The organism is Camelimonas fluminis (assembly GCF_014656355.1).
In the GTDB taxonomy this organism is placed as follows: domain Bacteria; phylum Pseudomonadota; class Alphaproteobacteria; order Rhizobiales; family Beijerinckiaceae; genus Camelimonas; species Camelimonas fluminis.
On the sequence record NZ_BNCG01000003.1, the window covers coordinates 38,688 to 55,864 of the forward strand.

Genomic DNA, 17,177 nt, shown 5'->3' on the forward strand with positions numbered 1-17,177 from the left:
ACAATGTCACACGCAGGTCGCGCGCGCCTGTGCAATTTTCCGCAAGAAAAATTGCCTGACAGGCCAGAACATGTTCTGAATACCCCGAAATGAGGCGGAGGCTGGACAGCACATTGTCCAGATTGCGGTCCTTGTATACGCCGAAGGGAGGCGTTCGTTGACGATCACCTGGAAAGTACGCCCAACCGCGTTTCTGGCGGTTGCGGCTATCGCCGGACTGCTGGCGGGCTGCAACGAACCCAAGACCCAGGCGCCGCCGCCCCCTGTGGTGTTCACGGCAAAACCGGTCAGCCAGACCGTCACGCAGTATATTCCGGCGACTGGCCAGGCGTTCGCCATCCAGCAGGTAAATCTCGTCGCCCGCGTCCAGGGCTATCTGACCAGCATCAATTATGTCGACGGCGCGATCGTAAAGAAGGGCCAGTTGCTGTTCGTGATCGAACAGCCGCCCTACCAGATCAGCGTGGAGCTGGCGCAAGCGGCGCTGGCCCAGCAGCAGGCGCAACTGAAGAACGCCCAGGTCGAACTGGATCGCCAGCAGCAGCTTTACGCCAAACAGGCCGCCTCCCAGGCGGCGCGCGACGACGCCGAAACCAAGCGCGACGCCGCCAAGGCCGCCGTTGACCAGGCTGTCGCCCAGCTGAAGCAGGCGCAGCTGAACCTGTCATACACCGAGGTGCGGGCCCCCTTCGACGGCATCGTCACCAATCACCAGGTCGACGTTGGCGCCATGGTCGGCGTCGGCGGCCCCACCACGCTGGCGACCATCGTCCAGAGCGCGCCGCTTTACGTGCAGTTCTCGCTCGACGAACATCTGGTGCAACACATTCGCGACATCATGCGCGAGCGACGCATGTCCCGCAGCGCCACCGACGGCGTTCCCGTGGAGCTGGGTCTGGCTGTCGGCAAGGATTTCCCTTACCCGGCGAAGATCGACTACGTCTCCCCGTCCATTGACCCGAACACCGGCACGCTGCTGGTGCGCGCGCTCGCGCCAAATAGCGAGGGCGCCATCCTGCCCGGCAACTTCCTGCGCGTCCGCATTCCCCTGCCTGATCCGCAAAATGGCCTTCTGGTGCCGGACAGCGCCCTCGGCTCCAGCCAGGGCGGTCGCTATGTGCTGCTGGTCAACGCCCAGGGTCTGGTGGAGGAACGGCATGTGGAGGTCGGCCAGGTCACCGACAGCGGCATGCGCGTCATAGTCTCTGGCCTGACCGGCGACGAACAGGTCATCGTCGGCCAGGCGCAGGGCGCCGTGCCGGGCGTCCGGGTGCAGGCGCAGCCGGCGCCGGCCGCCAAGGCCCAGATCCCGGCCCCGGCTCCCGCCTCCAAACCGGCGGAGGCAGGCGCGACGCCGCAGGGCAAACCGGCTGACGGGAAAGCGGCGCGCTGATGACGAAATTTTTCATCGAGCGGCCGATCCTGGCCAATGTGATCGCCATCCTGATCGTGCTGCTCGGGGCTGTGGCGGTCTTCAACCTGCCTGTGGCGCAGTACCCCAATGTGGTGCCGCCAACGGTGCAGGTGACGGCGCGCTATCCTGGCGCAAGCTCGTCGGTGATCGCCCAGGAAGTGGCGCTGCCCATCGAGCAGCAGGTCAACGGCGTCGAGGGCATGATTTACATGTCCTCCACCAGCACCAGCGACGGCAACTATACGCTGACCGTCAGCTTCGCCATTGGTTCGGACCCGGACAAGAGCCAGATCCTGGTGCAGAACCGGGTTTCCACCGCTTTGGCGCAATTGCCCCCCGTGGTGCAGAACCAGGGCGTTCAGACCAACAAGAAGTCGACCTCGATCCTCGAGATCATCGCGCTGACCTCAAACGACAAGCGCCAGGACAGTCTGTTCCTGGCGAACTACGCCACCATCAATCTGGTGGATGAACTGTCGCGTCTGCCAGGGGTTGGCTCGGTCAGCGTGTTCGGCGCCGGCCAGTACGCCATGCGCATCTGGCTTGACCCGCAGAAAATGCAGGCGCGGGGCCTCGCCCCCGCTGATATTTCCAACGCCATCAACGCCCAGAACCTTCCGGTGGCTTCCGGCCAGCTCGGCGCGCCGCCGACCGTTGGCGCCAACGCCTTCCAGTACACCCTGCTGACCCAGGGACGGCTCGCGGAGGTCAGCGAGTTCGAGAAGATCATCATCAAGGCCGACAACGCCGATGGCGGCCAGGTGACGCGGCTGCGCGACGTGGCCCGGGTGGAGCTTGGCGCCCAGACCTACAGCCAGGACTTCCGGCTGAACGGCCAGCCGTCAGCCGGCGTCGCGATCTTCCAGTTGCCGGAAGCCAACGCCCTTGACGTGGCCAGAAGCGTGGAAGCGCGGATGAAGACGCTGGCCGGGGACTTCCCGCCCGGCATGAACTGGACCACGCCGTTCAACACCACGCTGTTCGTGCAGGCGTCGGTCAGCGACGTCTATCACACGCTCATCGAAGCGGCGGTGCTGGTGCTGCTGGTGATCCTGATCTTCCTGCAGGACTGGCGCGCCACGCTGGTGCCCGCCACCACCGTGCCGGTCACCATCATTGGCGCCTTCGCGGCCATGGCGGCGCTTGGCTTCACCATCAACATGTCGACGCTGCTGGCGGTCGTGCTGGCCATCGGCATCGTGGTTGACGACGCCATCGTCGTCGTCGAGGGCGTGACCAAGCACATGGAAAGGGGCCTGTCGCCCCATGACGCCACCATCCAGGCCATGAAGGAGCTGACCGGGCCCATTCTCGGCATCACCCTGGTGCTGATGGCCGTGTTCCTGCCGGCGGCGTTCCTGCCTGGCCTCAGCGGCCAGATGTACCGCCAGTTCGCCCTCGTCATCGCCGCGACGGCGCTCATCAGCGCCATCAACGCCATGACGCTGAAGCCGGCGCAGAGCGCCCTGTGGCTGCGCCCGCCCAAGCACGTCAATGATCGCAACGTGATCTTCCGCGTGTTCGAGCACGGCTATATGGCCTGCGAAAACGCCTATGTGCGCATGATGGCGCGGCTGGTGAAGCACTACCGCATCGTCTTCACGCTGACGGTGATCCTCGTCGGTCTCTCCGGCTATGCGCTGAGCCGCGTCCCGACCTCGTTCCTGCCGGTCGAAGATCAGGGCTATTTCATCGCCTCGGTGCAACTGCCCGACGGCGCCGCCCTTGAGCGCACCCGCAAGTCATTGTCGGAACTGTCGGAGCGCCTGCGGAAGGTTCCGGGCGTCGAGAACGTTGTCGCCATCGCCGGCATTTCCGTCATGAACGACAGCGCCAGCCTGGCCAACGCCGGCGTGCTCTACGTCATGCTGACGGACTGGAGCAAACGTGGTCCGGGGCAGGGCCTCATTGGCATGTACAAAAGCCTGTCGGAGGCCGCGAAGGCGCTACCGGACGGCGTGGCCACGGTGCTGCCGCCGCCGCCGATCCAGGGCATTGGCAACGCCTCCGGCTTCACCATGAAGGTGGAGTTGCGCAACGGCGAGTTCGACTACCAGAAGCTGCAGCGCATCGCCGACGCGATCGCCGCGCGGGCCAGGGAGTCGGGCGACTTCATGTCCGCCGTCAACACCTTCAGCGCCCAGGCGCCGCAGGTTCTGGCCAATCTCGACCGGACGCGCACCGAGACCCTCGGCGTGCCCTTCAACGCGGCGGCGAACACGCTGGGGTCCTACATTGGTTCATCCTATGTCGGGCAGTTCCTGAAGTTCGGCCGGGTGTTCCAGATCTACACCCAGGCCGACGCGCCGTGGCGCATGAACGCGGACGCCATCGGCGCCCTGAAGGTGCGCAGCAACAGCGGCCAGATGGTGCCGCTGGGCGCCATCGCCAACATCGACACCAGCATCGGCCCGTCGCTGATCAGCCTGTACAACATGTATCCGGCGGCGACGGTGATCGGCTCGCCGGTGATGGGCGTCAGCTCCGGCCAGGCGATGACGCAGCTTGAAGACATCGCCGCGCAGGTGTTGCCGCCAGGGACCGGCTTCGACTGGAGCGCCCTCTCCTTCCAGGAGGCGGCGGTCGGCGGCCAGATCTACATTGTCTATGCGCTGAGCCTGCTGCTGGTCTATCTGGTGCTGGCCGGCCAGTACGAGAGCTGGCTGGCGCCGCTGGCCATCATGCTGTCGGTGCCGCTGGCCCTGCTGGGCACGGCGAGCGGTCTGCTGGCCATCGGCATTCCCAGCAACCTCTACACCCAGATCGGCATGATCCTGCTGATTGCGCTGTCAGCCAAGAACGCCATCCTCATCGTCGGCTTCGCGCGCGACCTGCACCTGCAGGAAGGGCGCGACGTGATCGAGGCGGCGGTTGAAGCCGCGCGTCTGCGTCTGCGTCCGATCATCATGACCTCGCTGGCGTTCGGCCTCGGTCTGGTGCCGCTGGTGCTGGCGGACAGCGCCGGCGCCAACGCGCAGAAGTCCATCGGCTTCGCCACGCTCACCGGCATGATGGGATCGACGCTGCTGACCATCGCCGTCGTGCCGTCGGTGTTCGTGGTGCTGCAGAAACTGGAGAACCGCCGCAAGCAGAAGAAGCAGACCGCCACCGCCGCTCCTGGCCCGGGGCCGGCGGAGGCGTAAGACGTACGGCGATCCGCCCGGCTTGCGAAAGCGCCGGGCCTCGCCGCACGCCGCGTCAGCTGCCAGGAGCGCTTTCGGTGAAATCCGCCACACCGGAAGCGCCCTGTTTCTTTGACCGGACGCATTTTCGTCCTGACAAGCGGGACCTGTTTCCCCCGGACATGCGCTACCCGCCGTCCCTGCATCAGTCTGTCTGGGTCAGCAGGCTGGCGATCCACACGACCATCAGCGAAATGGCCGCTGTCACAGCGATCACACCGGACGTCATGGCAGCCTCCCTGAAGCGTTGCTCATGAGGCTGAGGTTAACGGCCGGGCCGCGCCGGCGGCGTGCGGTCTCACACGGCCGGCAGACCTCCGGCGACATCCGGCCGGAGCGGGGCCATGCCCTGATGATAGTCCACGCCAACCGCTTCGAGCGCCTCGTGCAGCGTCGGGAAAATCCGGTTTTCTCCCAACGCCGCGGCGACGCCATGTCGTTCGAGATCTGCGCGCAGGCCGTTGCTGACGCGACCCATGACGACCTGGACGCCCCGCTGCTGCAATTTCTCGATCAGGGCGCGGAAGACGCGCGCGGCTGAAAAATCGATATTGGTGGTTGCGGAGGCGTCGATGACCAGATCGCGCACCGGCGACGGCGCGGCGGCGACCAGGGCCTGCGCCGTATCGGCGAAGCCGTCGGCGTTGGCGTAGAACAGGTCAGCGCCGAAGCGGTAGACAATCAGCCCTGGCGCCGTCTGCAATCCCGCCCGCGCCGGAGCCGGCTCCCAGCGACCGGAGGCGCCCGGCGCCAGAACCGACACGTGCGGGCGGTAGGAATGCCGGACATGGCGGATGAGCGACAGGGCGATGGCCAGCAGGATGCCCTGCTCGACGCCAATGCAGGGCACGGCCGCGGCTGTCAGGACCGCAAGGCCGCATTCGCCGGGGCTTTCCGCGTAGATCGCCCGCAGCCCCCTGATGTCGATCATGTTCACCGCGATGGTGAAGACGATGCCCGCGAGCACGGCGTGCGGCAGATATTGCAGCGGTCCGGTCAGGACCAGCAGAATGATCGCCACGATCACCGCGAAGGTGATCTGCGCTACCTGGCTGCGCGCGCCGCTGCTGTCCGCCATGGCTGTCTGCGTGGGGCTGCCGTTGACGACGAAGGCGCCGGTGATGGCGGCCCCGGCGTTGGCGGCGGCCAGTCCGAGAATATCGGCGTTGGCGTCCGGCCGCTCGCCATATTTGATGGCGTAGACGCGACTGGTCGCTGCGCTCTGGGCGAGGATCATCACCACGCACGATCCGGCGACGGGCAATAGCGCAAGGGTTTCGGACCAGGTCACGTCCGGCCAGACCAGCGACGGCAGCCCACCCGGCGTCGGCCCGATGACGGCGACGCCATGCCCGGCGAAATCAAACCAGGCGCTGGCGGCGATCAGGCCGGCGACGACGACCAGCGGAACCGGAAAACGCGGCGCCAGCCGGCGCCCGGCCAGAATGGCGACGACCACACCCGTGGCCAGCGCCAGCTCCAGCATCCTGACCTGCCCAAGCCGCGCCACGATCTCCTGGATCTGGCCAAGGGTGCGGCGGGTGCTGACGGTCAGCCCCAGCATGTCCGGCGCCATGGCGACGCTGACCTGAACGCCAACGCCGGCCAGAAAGCCGACCAGGGTCGTGCGCGACAGGAAATCAGCCAGAAAGCCGAGACGGAACAGGCGCGCCAGCAGCAGCAGGCAAGCCGTTTGCAACGTCAGCATGCCGACCAGCGCCATGTATTTCGGGCTGCCCAATGCGGCCATCGGCGCGAGCGCCGTGGAGAAAATCGCCGCTGTCGCCGAATCCGCCGCTACGACCAGATGCCGCGAGGCGCCAAAAATGCTGAACAGCACCAATGGCAGCAGCACCGTGTACAGGCCGGTGACAACCGGCGTGCCGGCGATGCGGGTGTAACCCAGCACCTGCGGGGCGTTCATCGACGCGAGACTGACGCCGGCCATGACGTCGCGCAGGGCCCCGCGCACGGTCAGGGGTAAAACCCCCAGCAACAGTTTGTCCTGAAACCAACGCATTCGCACGCCGCCCGCCGCCGTCGCCAATCCGTCTCACAGCCGCCCCCGGTTGCAACGCCGCCCGGGTCTGTCCGCCTGCACGCCTGTCCGTTTCAGGGTGGCTGACCGTCCCTTTCCGGCGTCACGGGCGCCGTATCCGCCAGCGTTCGCAGCGCCGCCACGGCTTCGCTGGCGATGACCTGCTCCTCATCGGTGGCGAGGACAAACACGTCGCGCTGGCTGCCGGCGCCAGTGATGTCGAAGGCATTGGCGGCGTTTTTCGCAGCGTCCAGCCGCACCCCGAGCCACGCCAGCCGCTCGCAGATCATGGCGCGCATCTCCGGCTGATGCTCGCCAATGCCGGCTGTGAACACCAGGGCGTCAACGCCGCCGGCGGTGGTCGCCAGCCGCGCCGCCTCCCCGGCGACGCGCAGGGCGAACAGCTCCAGCGCCTCGCGCGCCTCCGGCCGGTCGCTGGCCAGCAGATCGCGCGTGTCGGCGCTGATCCCCGAGACGCCAAGCAGGCCGGAGCGGCGATAAAGCAGATCCTCCACCTGCTGCAGCGACTGCTGTTTCTGGCCAAACAGATACAGCAGCGCCCCCGGATCGAGCGCGCCGCACCGCGTCGCCATGGGGACGCCGTCAAGGGTGGAAAAACTCATGCTGCTGTCACGGCTGAGGCCGTTTTCCATGATGCACAGGCTGGCGCCGGAGCCCAGATGCGCCGCGACCACCCGGCCGGCGGCGACGTCAGGCCGGCGCCGCGCCAGTTCGCCGGCGATGAAAGCGTAGGACAGGCCGTGAAAGCCGTAGCGCATCACGCCGGCGTCGTGCAGGGCGCGCGGCAGCGCGAAGCGGCGGGTCAGGTCCGCATTGGAGGCGTGAAAGGCGGTGTCGAACGACGCTGTCTGTTTCAGGCCCGGCCGCAACCGGGCGATCGCCCGGACCAGTTTCAGGGCCTGGGGCTGATGCAGGGGCGCCAGCGGCGTCAGGCTGTCCATGCGCGCCAGCGCGGCGTCATCGATCACCACCGGCGTCGCGAACAGGTTGCCGCCATGCACGACCCGGTGGCCCACCGCCGCCAGTTCATCCAGATCGAAATGCCAGGACAACCGGCCGAACGCTTCCGAGAGAACCTCATCCAGCTCCCCATCCGCCGGCGCCGCCAGTTCGATGTCGAAATGGTCCGGCCCTTCCGTGAGGCCGAAGCGCAACGGGGCGCGATGAAAATCGATCATCCCCTTGCCAATGCGGCGCGGGGGCGCGCCATCGCCGCCGGCGTCCAGCGCGAACAGGCCAATCTTCACCGTGGACGAACCGGCGTTGAAGGTGACCAGCAGTTTTCCGTTCATCGCCGCGCCCTTCGACATTCGCGTTGCTGGACATCGCATTGCTGGACATCGCGCTCCCCGGGCGCCCCCGCCGCCGGCAACGAACCAGGGCGCGGCGACAGACGGGCTGCGGTCCGGGCCGGGCGCGCGCCATCCGCCACCCGGGCCCTGCCGCCGCTTTCTCCGGATTGTTACTTTACCGCCCGGCAGGGTCAATCATCGTGGGGCGGTATCCGCGCCCTGCCCTGGCTTCACCGGGGGCCGCCGGCGGAGAACCAATGGAACCATCGTTGACGAACAACTGTTCCATATTGAAAACGCCCCGCGCCGGTGTAGCCTGCCCGTGGCGTGAGTTCAGCGCATCGCATATCGGAGTTCCGTAACAATGGCTTCTTCTGGCAGGCGTTGGGCAGCGCTGGCGCTCGCAATTGTCGTCGCGGCTGGCGGTTATTACGCCTGGCGCAAGTTCGGGCCGCAGGATCTGCCGCAAGGGATCGCCAGCGGCAACGGCCGCATCGAGGCGGTCGAGATCGACATTTCGACAAAATCCCCCGGGCGCATCAAGGAAATCCTCGTCGATGAAGGCGACTTCGTCGAACCGGGACAGGTGTTGGCGCGGATGGACACCGAGCAGCTCGAAAGCCGGCGCAAACAGGCCGAGGCGGAGAAGCGTCGCGCCGAGATCAGCATCGAAACCGCCGGAAATCTGGTGAAGCAGCGCGAGGCCGAGCGCGAGGCCGCCGCCGCCGTGGTGGCGCAACGCGAGGCGCAGCTTGACGTGGCCACGCGCAAATATGAACGCTCACAACACCTCATCCGCACCAACGCCACCAGCCAGCAGACGCTGGATGATGACCGCGCCGCCGAGCAGGGCGCGCGCGCCGCGCTCGGCGCGGCGAAGGCGCAACTGGCGGCGACCGAAGCCGGCATCAGCGCCGCCAGGGCCCAGGTCGTGGACGCGAAAGCCGCGGTTGACGCCGCTCAGGCGGCCATCACCACCATCGTCACGGACATTAACGACAGCACCCTCAGGGCGCCGCGCGCCGGGCGGATCCAGTATCGCGTCGCCCAGCCCGGCGAGGTGCTGTCCGCCGGTGGTCGCGTCCTCAACCTGGTCGACGTCGGCGATGTATTCATGACCTTCTTCCTGCCAACCGCGCAGGCGGGCCGCGTGGCGCTGGGCAGCGACGTGCGCCTGGTGCTCGACGCGGCGCCGCAATATGTGATTCCGGCGAAGATCAGCTTCGTCTCCGACGTGGCCCAGTTCACGCCCAAGTCGGTGGAGACGGAGGAAGAGCGGCAGAAACTGATGTTCCGCGTGAAGGCGAAAATCCCGGGAGAATTGCTGAAGAAACACGTGCGCCAGGTCAAAACCGGCCTCCCCGGCATGGCCTATGTCAAGGTTGACCCTGCCGCCGAATGGCCCGCCCACCTCGCCAGAACGGTCCAGTAATCATGACGGACCCGGCGGCCACGCGCCCGCACCAGACCGGACCGGAACCGGCGACAGAAGCGCCGGCGGTCCGGCTGCGCAACGTCAGCCTGTCCTATGGCGCGACGCGGGCCCTGAAGGACATTACCCTGGAGATTCCAGGCGGCTGCATGGTCGGCGTCATCGGACCGGACGGCGTCGGCAAGTCGACGCTGATGTCGCTGATCGCCGGCGCCCGCGTCATGCAGGAGGGGCAGATCGAGAGCCTGGGCGCGGATATCGCCAGCGCCCGGCAGCGGCAGCAGGTGCTGCCGCGCATCGCCTACATGCCCCAGGGACTGGGCAAGAACCTCTATCCGACGTTGTCAGTGTTCGAGAACGTCGACTTTTTCGGCCGCCTGTTCGGCCACAACCGGGCTGAGCGCGAGCGCCGCATCGCCGAATTGCTGGCCCATACCGGCATGTCCCGCTTCGCCGATCGCCCGGCGGGCAAGCTGTCCGGCGGCATGAAGCAGAAAGCCAGCCTGTGCTGCTCGCTGATCCACGATCCCGATCTGCTGATCCTCGACGAACCGACCACCGGCGTTGACCCGCTGTCGCGCCGCCAGTTCTGGGAGCTGATTGACATCATTCGCGCCGGACGGCGGGGCATGAGCGTCATTGTCTCCACCGCCTATATGGAGGAGGCGGCGCGTTTCGACTGGCTGATCGCCATGAACGCCGGCGAAATCCTCGCCACCGGATCGCCGCAAGAACTGCTGGAGCGGACCGGCGCGCCCAACCTCGACGCGGCCTTCGTCGCCCTGTTGCCGGAAGAGGCGCGGCGCGATCACCACCAGGTGGTCATTCCGCCCCGCCCCGCCGGCGACACGGCGGACATCGCCATTGAGGCCGAGCACGTCACCGTGAAGTTCGGCGATTTCACCGCCGTCAATGACGTGAGTTTCCGCATCCCTCGCGGCGAGATCTTTGGTTTTCTAGGCTCCAACGGTTGCGGCAAGACCACGACCATGAAAGTGCTGGCCGGCCTGTTGCCGGCAAGCGAAGGCGTGGCGCGCCTGTTCGGCGGCGAGGTCGACCCCAGGGACATGGCGGTGCGCCAGCGCGTTGGCTACATGAGCCAGGCGTTCTCGCTCTACACGGAGCTGACCGTCAGCCAGAACCTGAAGCTGCATGCGGAGCTGTTCGGCATGGCGGCCGGGACCATCGGCCCGCGCATGCGCGAACTGGCCAGCCGGTTCGATCTCGAAGACGTCATGGACGCCCTGCCGGACGATTTGCCGCTCGGCGTGCGCCAGCGACTGTCGCTGGCCGTCGCCATCATCCACGGCCCGGACATCCTGATCCTCGACGAGCCGACATCGGGCGTCGATCCGGTGGCGCGCGACAATTTCTGGCGGATCCTTTCCGACCTGTCGCGGCAGGACAATGTCACGATCTTTGTCTCGACCCACTTCATGAATGAAGCCGGCTGGTGCGACCGCATTTCGCTGATGCACGCCGGGCGCGTGCTGATTTCCGATACGCCGGAAGCAATCACCCAAGCCTACCACGCCGACACGCTGGAAAACGCCTTCATCGCCTGCCTTGAGGAGGCGGTGAAGCAGACCGACCCGGCCGCCGGGCAGGCGCCGGCGGCGGAGCCCGGCGGAGCCGGCGCGGCGACGCCTGAACGCGAAAGCCATATCCGGCGCGGCTTCGACGCCCGGCGAATGCTGGCCTACTCCCGGCGCGAGGCGCTCGAACTGCGCCGGGACCCGATCCGGGCCACCCTGGCGATCATCGGCACGGTGCTGCTGATGTTCGTCATCGGCTACGGCGTCAACATGGACGTGGAGAACCTGAGCTTCGCGGTGCTCGACCGGGACAACACCACCACGAGCCGCGACTACGCCCTGCAGATTTCCGGCTCGCGCTATTTCACCAAGAAGCCGCCCATCGCCAGCTATGAGGAGCTGGACAGGCGGATGCGCAGCGGCGACATCAGCCTCGCCATCGAAATTCCCCCCGGCTTCGCGAGGGACGCGGCGCGCGGGCGCCCGGTCGAGGTCGCCGCCTGGATCGACGGCGCCATGCCGCAACGGGCCGAAACCATCCGCGGCTACGTGCAGGGGATGCACGCCGCCTGGCTGCAACAGAAGACGCGGGAGCTGCTGGGCAACGCCTCCGGCGCGGGCGCGTTCCAGATTGCCATCCGCTACCGCTACAACCCGGACCTGCAAAGCCTTGTGGCCATGGTCCCGGCGGTCATCCCCCTGTTGTTGCTGATGATCCCCTCGATGCTGTCGGCGCTGTCGGTGGTGCGGGAGAAGGAACTCGGCTCGATCATCAATTTCTATGTGACGCCGGTGACAAAGCTGGAATTCCTGCTCGGCAAGCAGGCGCCGTATGTGGGGCTGGCGTTCATCAATTTCCTGATGATGACGGCGTTTGCCGTGTTCATTTTCAAGGTGCCGCTGACAGGCAGCTTTCTGACCCTGGCGGCGGCGGCGCTCATCTACGGCTTCATCACCACCAGCATGGGCCTGGTCATCTCCACCTTCATTCGCAGCCAGATCGCGGCGATTTTCGCCACCGCGCTGATCACGCTGATCCCAGCCGTGCAGTATTCGGGGATCATTGATCCGGTGTCGTCGCTGCAGGGCGTCGGCGCCTTCATTGGCCAGATCTATCCAGCGACCTATTTCGTGACGATCTCGCGCGGCGTATTCTCGAAGGGCCTTGATTTCAGCGACCTGGCCAGCTCCTTCATTCCCCTGCTGATCGCGGCGCCGGCGCTCACCGGCCTTGGCGTCGCGCTCCTGAAGAAACAGGCGAGCTGACATGCGCATCGCCAACGTGGCCCGGCTGGGCGTAAAGGAATTGCGCGGCCTCGGACGGGATCCGATGATGCTGCTGCTGATCGTCTACGCCTTCACCCTGGCGATCTACACGGCCGCGAGAGCCATGCCGGAGACGCTCAACCAGGCGGCCATCGCCATCGTCGATGAAGACAATTCGCCGGTTTCCGCCCGCATCGCCACGGCGTTCTATCCGCCCTATTTCGTGTCGCCGCGCCACATCTCCGCCCATGAGATGGACCGGCGCATGGATTCAGGTCTCGACACCTTCGCGATCGACATTCCCCCCAACTTCCAGCGCGACCTGCTGGCGGGGCGCTCCCCGGCGATCCAGCTCAACGTCGACGCCACGCGCATGAGCCAGGCCTTCACCGGCGGCGGCTACATCCAGTCCATCCTGACCAGCGAGGTCGCCGAGTACCTGAACCGGCGGCGCAGCATCACCGCCCTGCCGGTCGAGCTGACCCTGCGCGCCCGCTTCAACCAGGAGCTGAACAAGAGCTGGTTCGGCGCCATCAACAACATCATCTCGTCGATCACCATGCTGTCGATCATCCTCACCGGCGCGGCGCTGATCCGGGAACGCGAGCATGGCACCATCGAGCACCTGCTGGTGATGCCGGTGACGCCGACCGAGATCATGGTGAGCAAGATCTGGTCCATGGGTCTGGTCGTCCTGCTGGCGTCCGCCATGTCGCTGACCTTCGTCGTCCAGGGGGCCCTGGGCATTCCCATCGAAGGCTCGACCCTGCTGTTCCTGGCCGGCGCGGCGCTGATGCTGTTCGCCACCACCAGCCTGGGCATTTTTCTGGCGACCGTGGCGGGCTCGATGCCGCAGTTCGGGCTGCTGTTGATGCTGGTGCTGATTCCGCTGCAACTGCTTTCCGGCGGCGTCACCCCGCGCGAAAGCATGCCGGAGATCATCCAGACCATCATGCTCGCGGCGCCGAACACGCATTTCATCATCCTGTCGCAGGCCATCCTGTTTCGTGGGGCGGGCTTCGACGTGGTGTGGCCGCAGTTCCTGGCCCTCGCCGGCATCGGCCTGGCGCTGTTCCTGTTCTCGTTGCAGCGCTTCCGGCGGTTCCTGCGATAGCACCCGGAACACTGGCCCGAACATCGTTTTGCAGGGCGCCTGGATCGCGCCCGCCCCTGAACTGACTGGAGGCAGCCATGAGCGACATCCAAAGCCATCACGGGGAGCCCGCGCTTGACGCAACGGAGTTGTCGCTGATCGACCGCTACTGGCGCGCCGCGAACTACCTGTCGGTGGGCCAGATCTATCTGATGGACAATCCGCTGCTGCGCCAGCCGCTGGAGCCGGAGCACATCAAGCCGCGGCTGCTCGGCCACTGGGGCACCACGCCCGGGCTGAATTTCATCTACGCCCACCTCAACCGCGTCATCCGCAAGCGCGACGCCAACGTCATCTACATTTGCGGCCCCGGCCACGGTGGGCCGGGCATGGTCGCCAACACCTGGCTGGAAGGCGTCTATTCCGAGGTGTACCCGCATGTCAGCGCCGACGCGGCGGGCATGCGCCGGCTGTTCAGGCAGTTCTCGTTCCCCGGCGGCGTTCCCAGCCACGTCGCGCCGGAGACGCCGGGCTCGATCCATGAGGGCGGCGAACTCGGCTATTCCCTCGCGCACGCCTATGGCGCCGCTTTCGACAATCCCGACCTGGTCGTCGCCTGCGTGGTTGGCGACGGCGAGGCCGAAACCGGGCCGCTGGCCACCGCCTGGCACTCCAACAAGTTCCTCAACCCGGTCCGCGACGGCGTGGTGCTGCCGATCCTGCACCTGAATGGCTACAAGATCGCCAATCCGACCGTGCTGGCGCGCCTCTCCGACGACGATTTGCGGGCCCTGTTCACCGGCTATGGCTATGAGCCGGTCTTCATCGAGGGCCACGAGCCTGTGGCCATGCACCAGTTGATGGCCGCGACGCTTGACCGGATTTTCGACCGCTTCGCCGACATCCGCCGCGCCGCGTCGCTGAAATCGCCGGAGCGGCCACGCTGGCCGATGATCATCCTGCGCAGCCCCAAGGGCTGGACCGGGCCCAAAATCGTCGACGGCAAGATGGTGGAGAACACCTGGCGGGCGCATCAGGTGCCGGTCGACGCCTGCCGGACCAACGCCGGCCACCGCCAGATTCTGGAGGACTGGCTGAAGAGCTACGATCCCCACGACCTGTTCGATGACAACGGCGCGCTCAAGCCAGAATTGCAGGCGCTGGCGCCGGAGGGCGTGCGCCGCATGGGCGCCAATCCGCACGCCAACGGCGGTCTGCTGACCCGGCCGCTGGTCACGCCTGATTTCCGGCAGTACGCGGCCCCCGTGACGGAGCCGGGCGACAGGGAAGGTCAGGCGACGTTGATCCTCGGCCAGTATCTGCGCGACGTCATGCGGCTCAACGCCAGTTCCGCGAACTTCCGCGTCTTCGGCCCCGACGAAACCGCCTCCAACCGCCTGTCAGCGGTGTTCGAGGCCACCGACCGGGTCTGGATGGCTGAGACCCTCGACGGCGACGACCACCTCTCCGCCGACGGTCGGGTAATGGAAATTCTCAGCGAGCACATGTGCCAGGGCTGGCTTGAGGGCTATCTGCTCACCGGACGCCATGGCTTCTTCTCCTGTTACGAAGCCTTCATCCACATCATCGACTCCATGTTCAGCCAGCACGCCAAATGGCTGCAGGTGTCGCGCGAGCTGGAATGGCGCAAGCCGGTGCCGTCGCTGAACTATCTGCTGACCTCCCACGTCTGGCGTCAGGATCACAACGGCTTCTCCCACCAGGATCCGGGCTTCGTCGATCTCGTCGCCAACAAGAATCCGGAGATTGTGCGGGTGTATTTCCCGCCGGACGCCAACACCCTGCTGTGGGTGGGCGATCACTGCCTGAAAACCTGGGACCGGGTGAACGTCATTGTCGCCGGCAAGCAGCCGGAGCCGCAGTGGCTGACCATGGATGAGGCCGTCCGCCATTGCGAGGCCGGCGCCGGCGTCTGGCATTGGGCCGGCACCGAGGATGGCCTGGAGCCGGACGTGGTGATGGCCTGCGCCGGCGACGTGCCGACCAAGGAGACGCTGGCGGCCATCGACCTGCTGCGCCAGAACCTGCCGCACCTGCGCATCCGCATGGTGAATGTGGTGGACCTGATGACGCTGCAGGACCCGCAACACCATCCGCACGGCATGACCGACGCGGAATTCGACCGGCTGTTCACGTCCAGCCGGCCCGTGATTTTCGCCTATCACGGCTATCCGTACCTGATCCACCGCCTTGTCTACAAACGCCGCAACCACCCCAATTTCCACGTGCGCGGCTACATCGAACAGGGCACGACGACAACGCCGTTCGACATGACCGTGCTGAACGAACTCGATCGCTACCATCTGGCCATCGAGGCGATCCGCCGGCTGCCGATCCTGCAGGAAAAGGGCGCGGCGGTGATCGCCGGCTTCGAGGAGAAGCTGCGCAAGCACCACGACTGGATCCGTGAGCATGGCGAGGACATGCCCGAGGTGCGGGAGTGGCGCTGGACCTGGGGCAGAGGCGAAAACGAACCCGGCTGAACCGGGCCAGCGCGGAGGCCGCCATGCCCGGTCTTGTCAGCTTCGACAGCCTGATCGTACGGCTGGGCCTCGCTTTGGCCATTGGCCTGCTCGTCGGCCTTGAACGCGGCTGGCGGGAGCGCGCCGAGCCGGCCGGCAGCCGCACGGCGGGCATCCGCACCTATGGCGCGGTCGGGCTGCTCGGCGGCGTCACGGCGGCCCTGTCGCAGGCGCTGGCCGCCCCGGCGGTGCTGGTGGCGGGGCTGCTTGGCTTCAGCGTGGTGTTCGCCTGGTTCAAACAGCGGGAAGAGGCCCAGGACGGCGGCTTCAGCGTCACCGGCGTCGTGGCGGCCATGCTTGTGTTCTCCCTGGGAGCCCTCGCCGTGCTGGGAGAAATCCAGGCCGCAGCGGCGGGAGCGGCGCTGCTCGCCGGCCTGCTGGCCAGCCGCGAGACCCTGCATGGCCTGCTGCAACGCCTGAGCTGGACGGAGGTGCGATCGGCGCTGACGCTGGCGGTGATGACCGCCGTGGTGCTGCCGCTGTTGCCTAACCGGGCCATCGACCCCTGGGGCGGCTTCAATCCGTGGGAAGTCTGGCTGTTCACCGTGCTGATGGCGACCATCTCGTTCATGGGCTACGCGGCGGTGCGGCTGCTGGGCCCGGCGCGCGGCATGGTCGTGAGCGGGATCGCCGGCGCGCTGATTTCCTCCACGGCGGTGACCGTGGCGCTGGCGCGGAAGGCCGCGGGCGGCGAGCGGGCGGCCCCGCTTGTCGGCGCGGCCTGCCTCGCCGCCATGACCTCCCTGTTGCGGGTGGCGGCGGTGACGCTGATCCTGCGTCCCCAGATTCTGATGACGATGGCGCCGGAAACCCTGGCGGCGGCGCTGACCTTCGCCGCCTGCGGCGGCCTGCTGCTGCTGCGCGGCCAGGCCAGCGGCGCCGCCTCCACGCCCGGCAATCCTTTCGAACTGGGCTCCCTGCTGCTGTTCGCCCTCATGTTCGCGCTGATCTCGACCATCAGCGCCGCCGTTGTCGGGCGTTTTGGCGGCGGCAGCCTGGTCGCAGCCTCCGCCCTGTCAGGGATGTTCGATGTGGATGTGGCGGTGCTGAGCGCCTTGCGGCTCACCGATCAGGGCGTCGACGCCAACGTGATCGGCCATGGCGTGCTCGCCGCGCTCTGCGCCAATGCGGCCGGCCGGCTGGCGCTGGCGGTCGCCGCGGGTCCAGCCGCCTTCTGGTTGCCGCTGCTGGGCGCCACCATCGCGGCGGGAGCCGGCGGCGGACTGGTGTTTCTCATGACGATCTGACGCGCCTGGGCGCAGCGCCGGACGAATCGGAATGGCGCCAGCAGCCCTCCCTTTTCTCGCACGACGCGGCGCGCCGCTGGCGTGCATCCGCGCACCTCGCTCAACCGCCAGGCT

Annotated in this window: 9 protein-coding genes; 7 read left to right on the forward strand and 2 right to left on the reverse strand. The window is 66.9% G+C overall.

What is annotated here, in order from left to right; translation table 11 throughout:
* Positions 1 to 157: 157 nt before the first annotated feature.
* Positions 158 to 1,393, forward strand: coding sequence for an efflux RND transporter periplasmic adaptor subunit (locus IE243_RS05495; RefSeq protein WP_191318352.1), 1,236 nt, complete (start codon positions 158 to 160; stop codon positions 1,391 to 1,393).
* Positions 1,390 to 4,557, forward strand: a complete 3,168-nt coding sequence (locus IE243_RS05500; protein ID WP_191318630.1) for an efflux RND transporter permease subunit — start codon at positions 1,390 to 1,392, stop codon at positions 4,555 to 4,557. Before IE243_RS05495 ends, IE243_RS05500 begins: the two co-directional genes overlap by 4 nt.
* 337 nt (positions 4,558 to 4,894) lie before the next feature.
* Here IE243_RS05500 and IE243_RS05505 read toward each other — a convergent pair whose 3' ends face one another.
* Positions 4,895 to 6,616, reverse strand: coding sequence for a SulP family inorganic anion transporter (locus tag IE243_RS05505; RefSeq protein WP_191318353.1), 1,722 nt, complete (start codon positions 6,614 to 6,616; stop codon positions 4,895 to 4,897).
* Positions 6,617 to 6,708: 92 nt separating this feature from the next.
* A complete protein-coding gene (locus tag IE243_RS05510) occupies positions 6,709 to 7,947 on the reverse strand; it encodes an acetate/propionate family kinase (RefSeq protein WP_191318631.1) in 1,239 nt (412 codons plus the stop codon).
* A gap of 364 nt (positions 7,948 to 8,311) precedes the next feature.
* On the opposite strand from IE243_RS05510, the gene IE243_RS05515 reads away from it, so the two are divergent.
* The 5 genes from IE243_RS05515 (at position 8,312) to IE243_RS05535 (ending at position 17,063) form a co-directional block, all read left to right on the forward strand.
* The gene (locus IE243_RS05515; protein WP_191318354.1) at positions 8,312 to 9,379 is read left to right on the forward strand and encodes an HlyD family secretion protein; all 1,068 of its coding nucleotides are present in this window, start codon (positions 8,312 to 8,314) and stop codon (positions 9,377 to 9,379) included.
* 2 nt (positions 9,380 to 9,381) lie between these two features.
* Positions 9,382 to 12,180, forward strand: a complete 2,799-nt coding sequence (gene rbbA, locus IE243_RS05520) for a ribosome-associated ATPase/putative transporter RbbA (RefSeq protein WP_191318355.1) — start codon at positions 9,382 to 9,384, stop codon at positions 12,178 to 12,180.
* A 1-nt stretch (position 12,181) separates the two neighbouring features.
* Complete coding sequence (locus IE243_RS05525) at positions 12,182 to 13,294, forward strand: ABC transporter permease (RefSeq protein WP_191318356.1); 1,113 nt, start codon at positions 12,182 to 12,184, stop codon at positions 13,292 to 13,294.
* A gap of 77 nt (positions 13,295 to 13,371) precedes the next feature.
* A complete protein-coding gene (locus IE243_RS05530) occupies positions 13,372 to 15,777 on the forward strand; it encodes a phosphoketolase family protein (protein ID WP_191318357.1) in 2,406 nt (801 codons plus the stop codon).
* A gap of 23 nt (positions 15,778 to 15,800) precedes the next feature.
* On the forward strand, positions 15,801 to 17,063 hold the full coding sequence (locus IE243_RS05535; protein WP_191318358.1) for an MgtC/SapB family protein: 1,263 nt from the start codon (positions 15,801 to 15,803) through the stop codon (positions 17,061 to 17,063).
* Positions 17,064 to 17,177 lie beyond the last annotated feature (114 nt).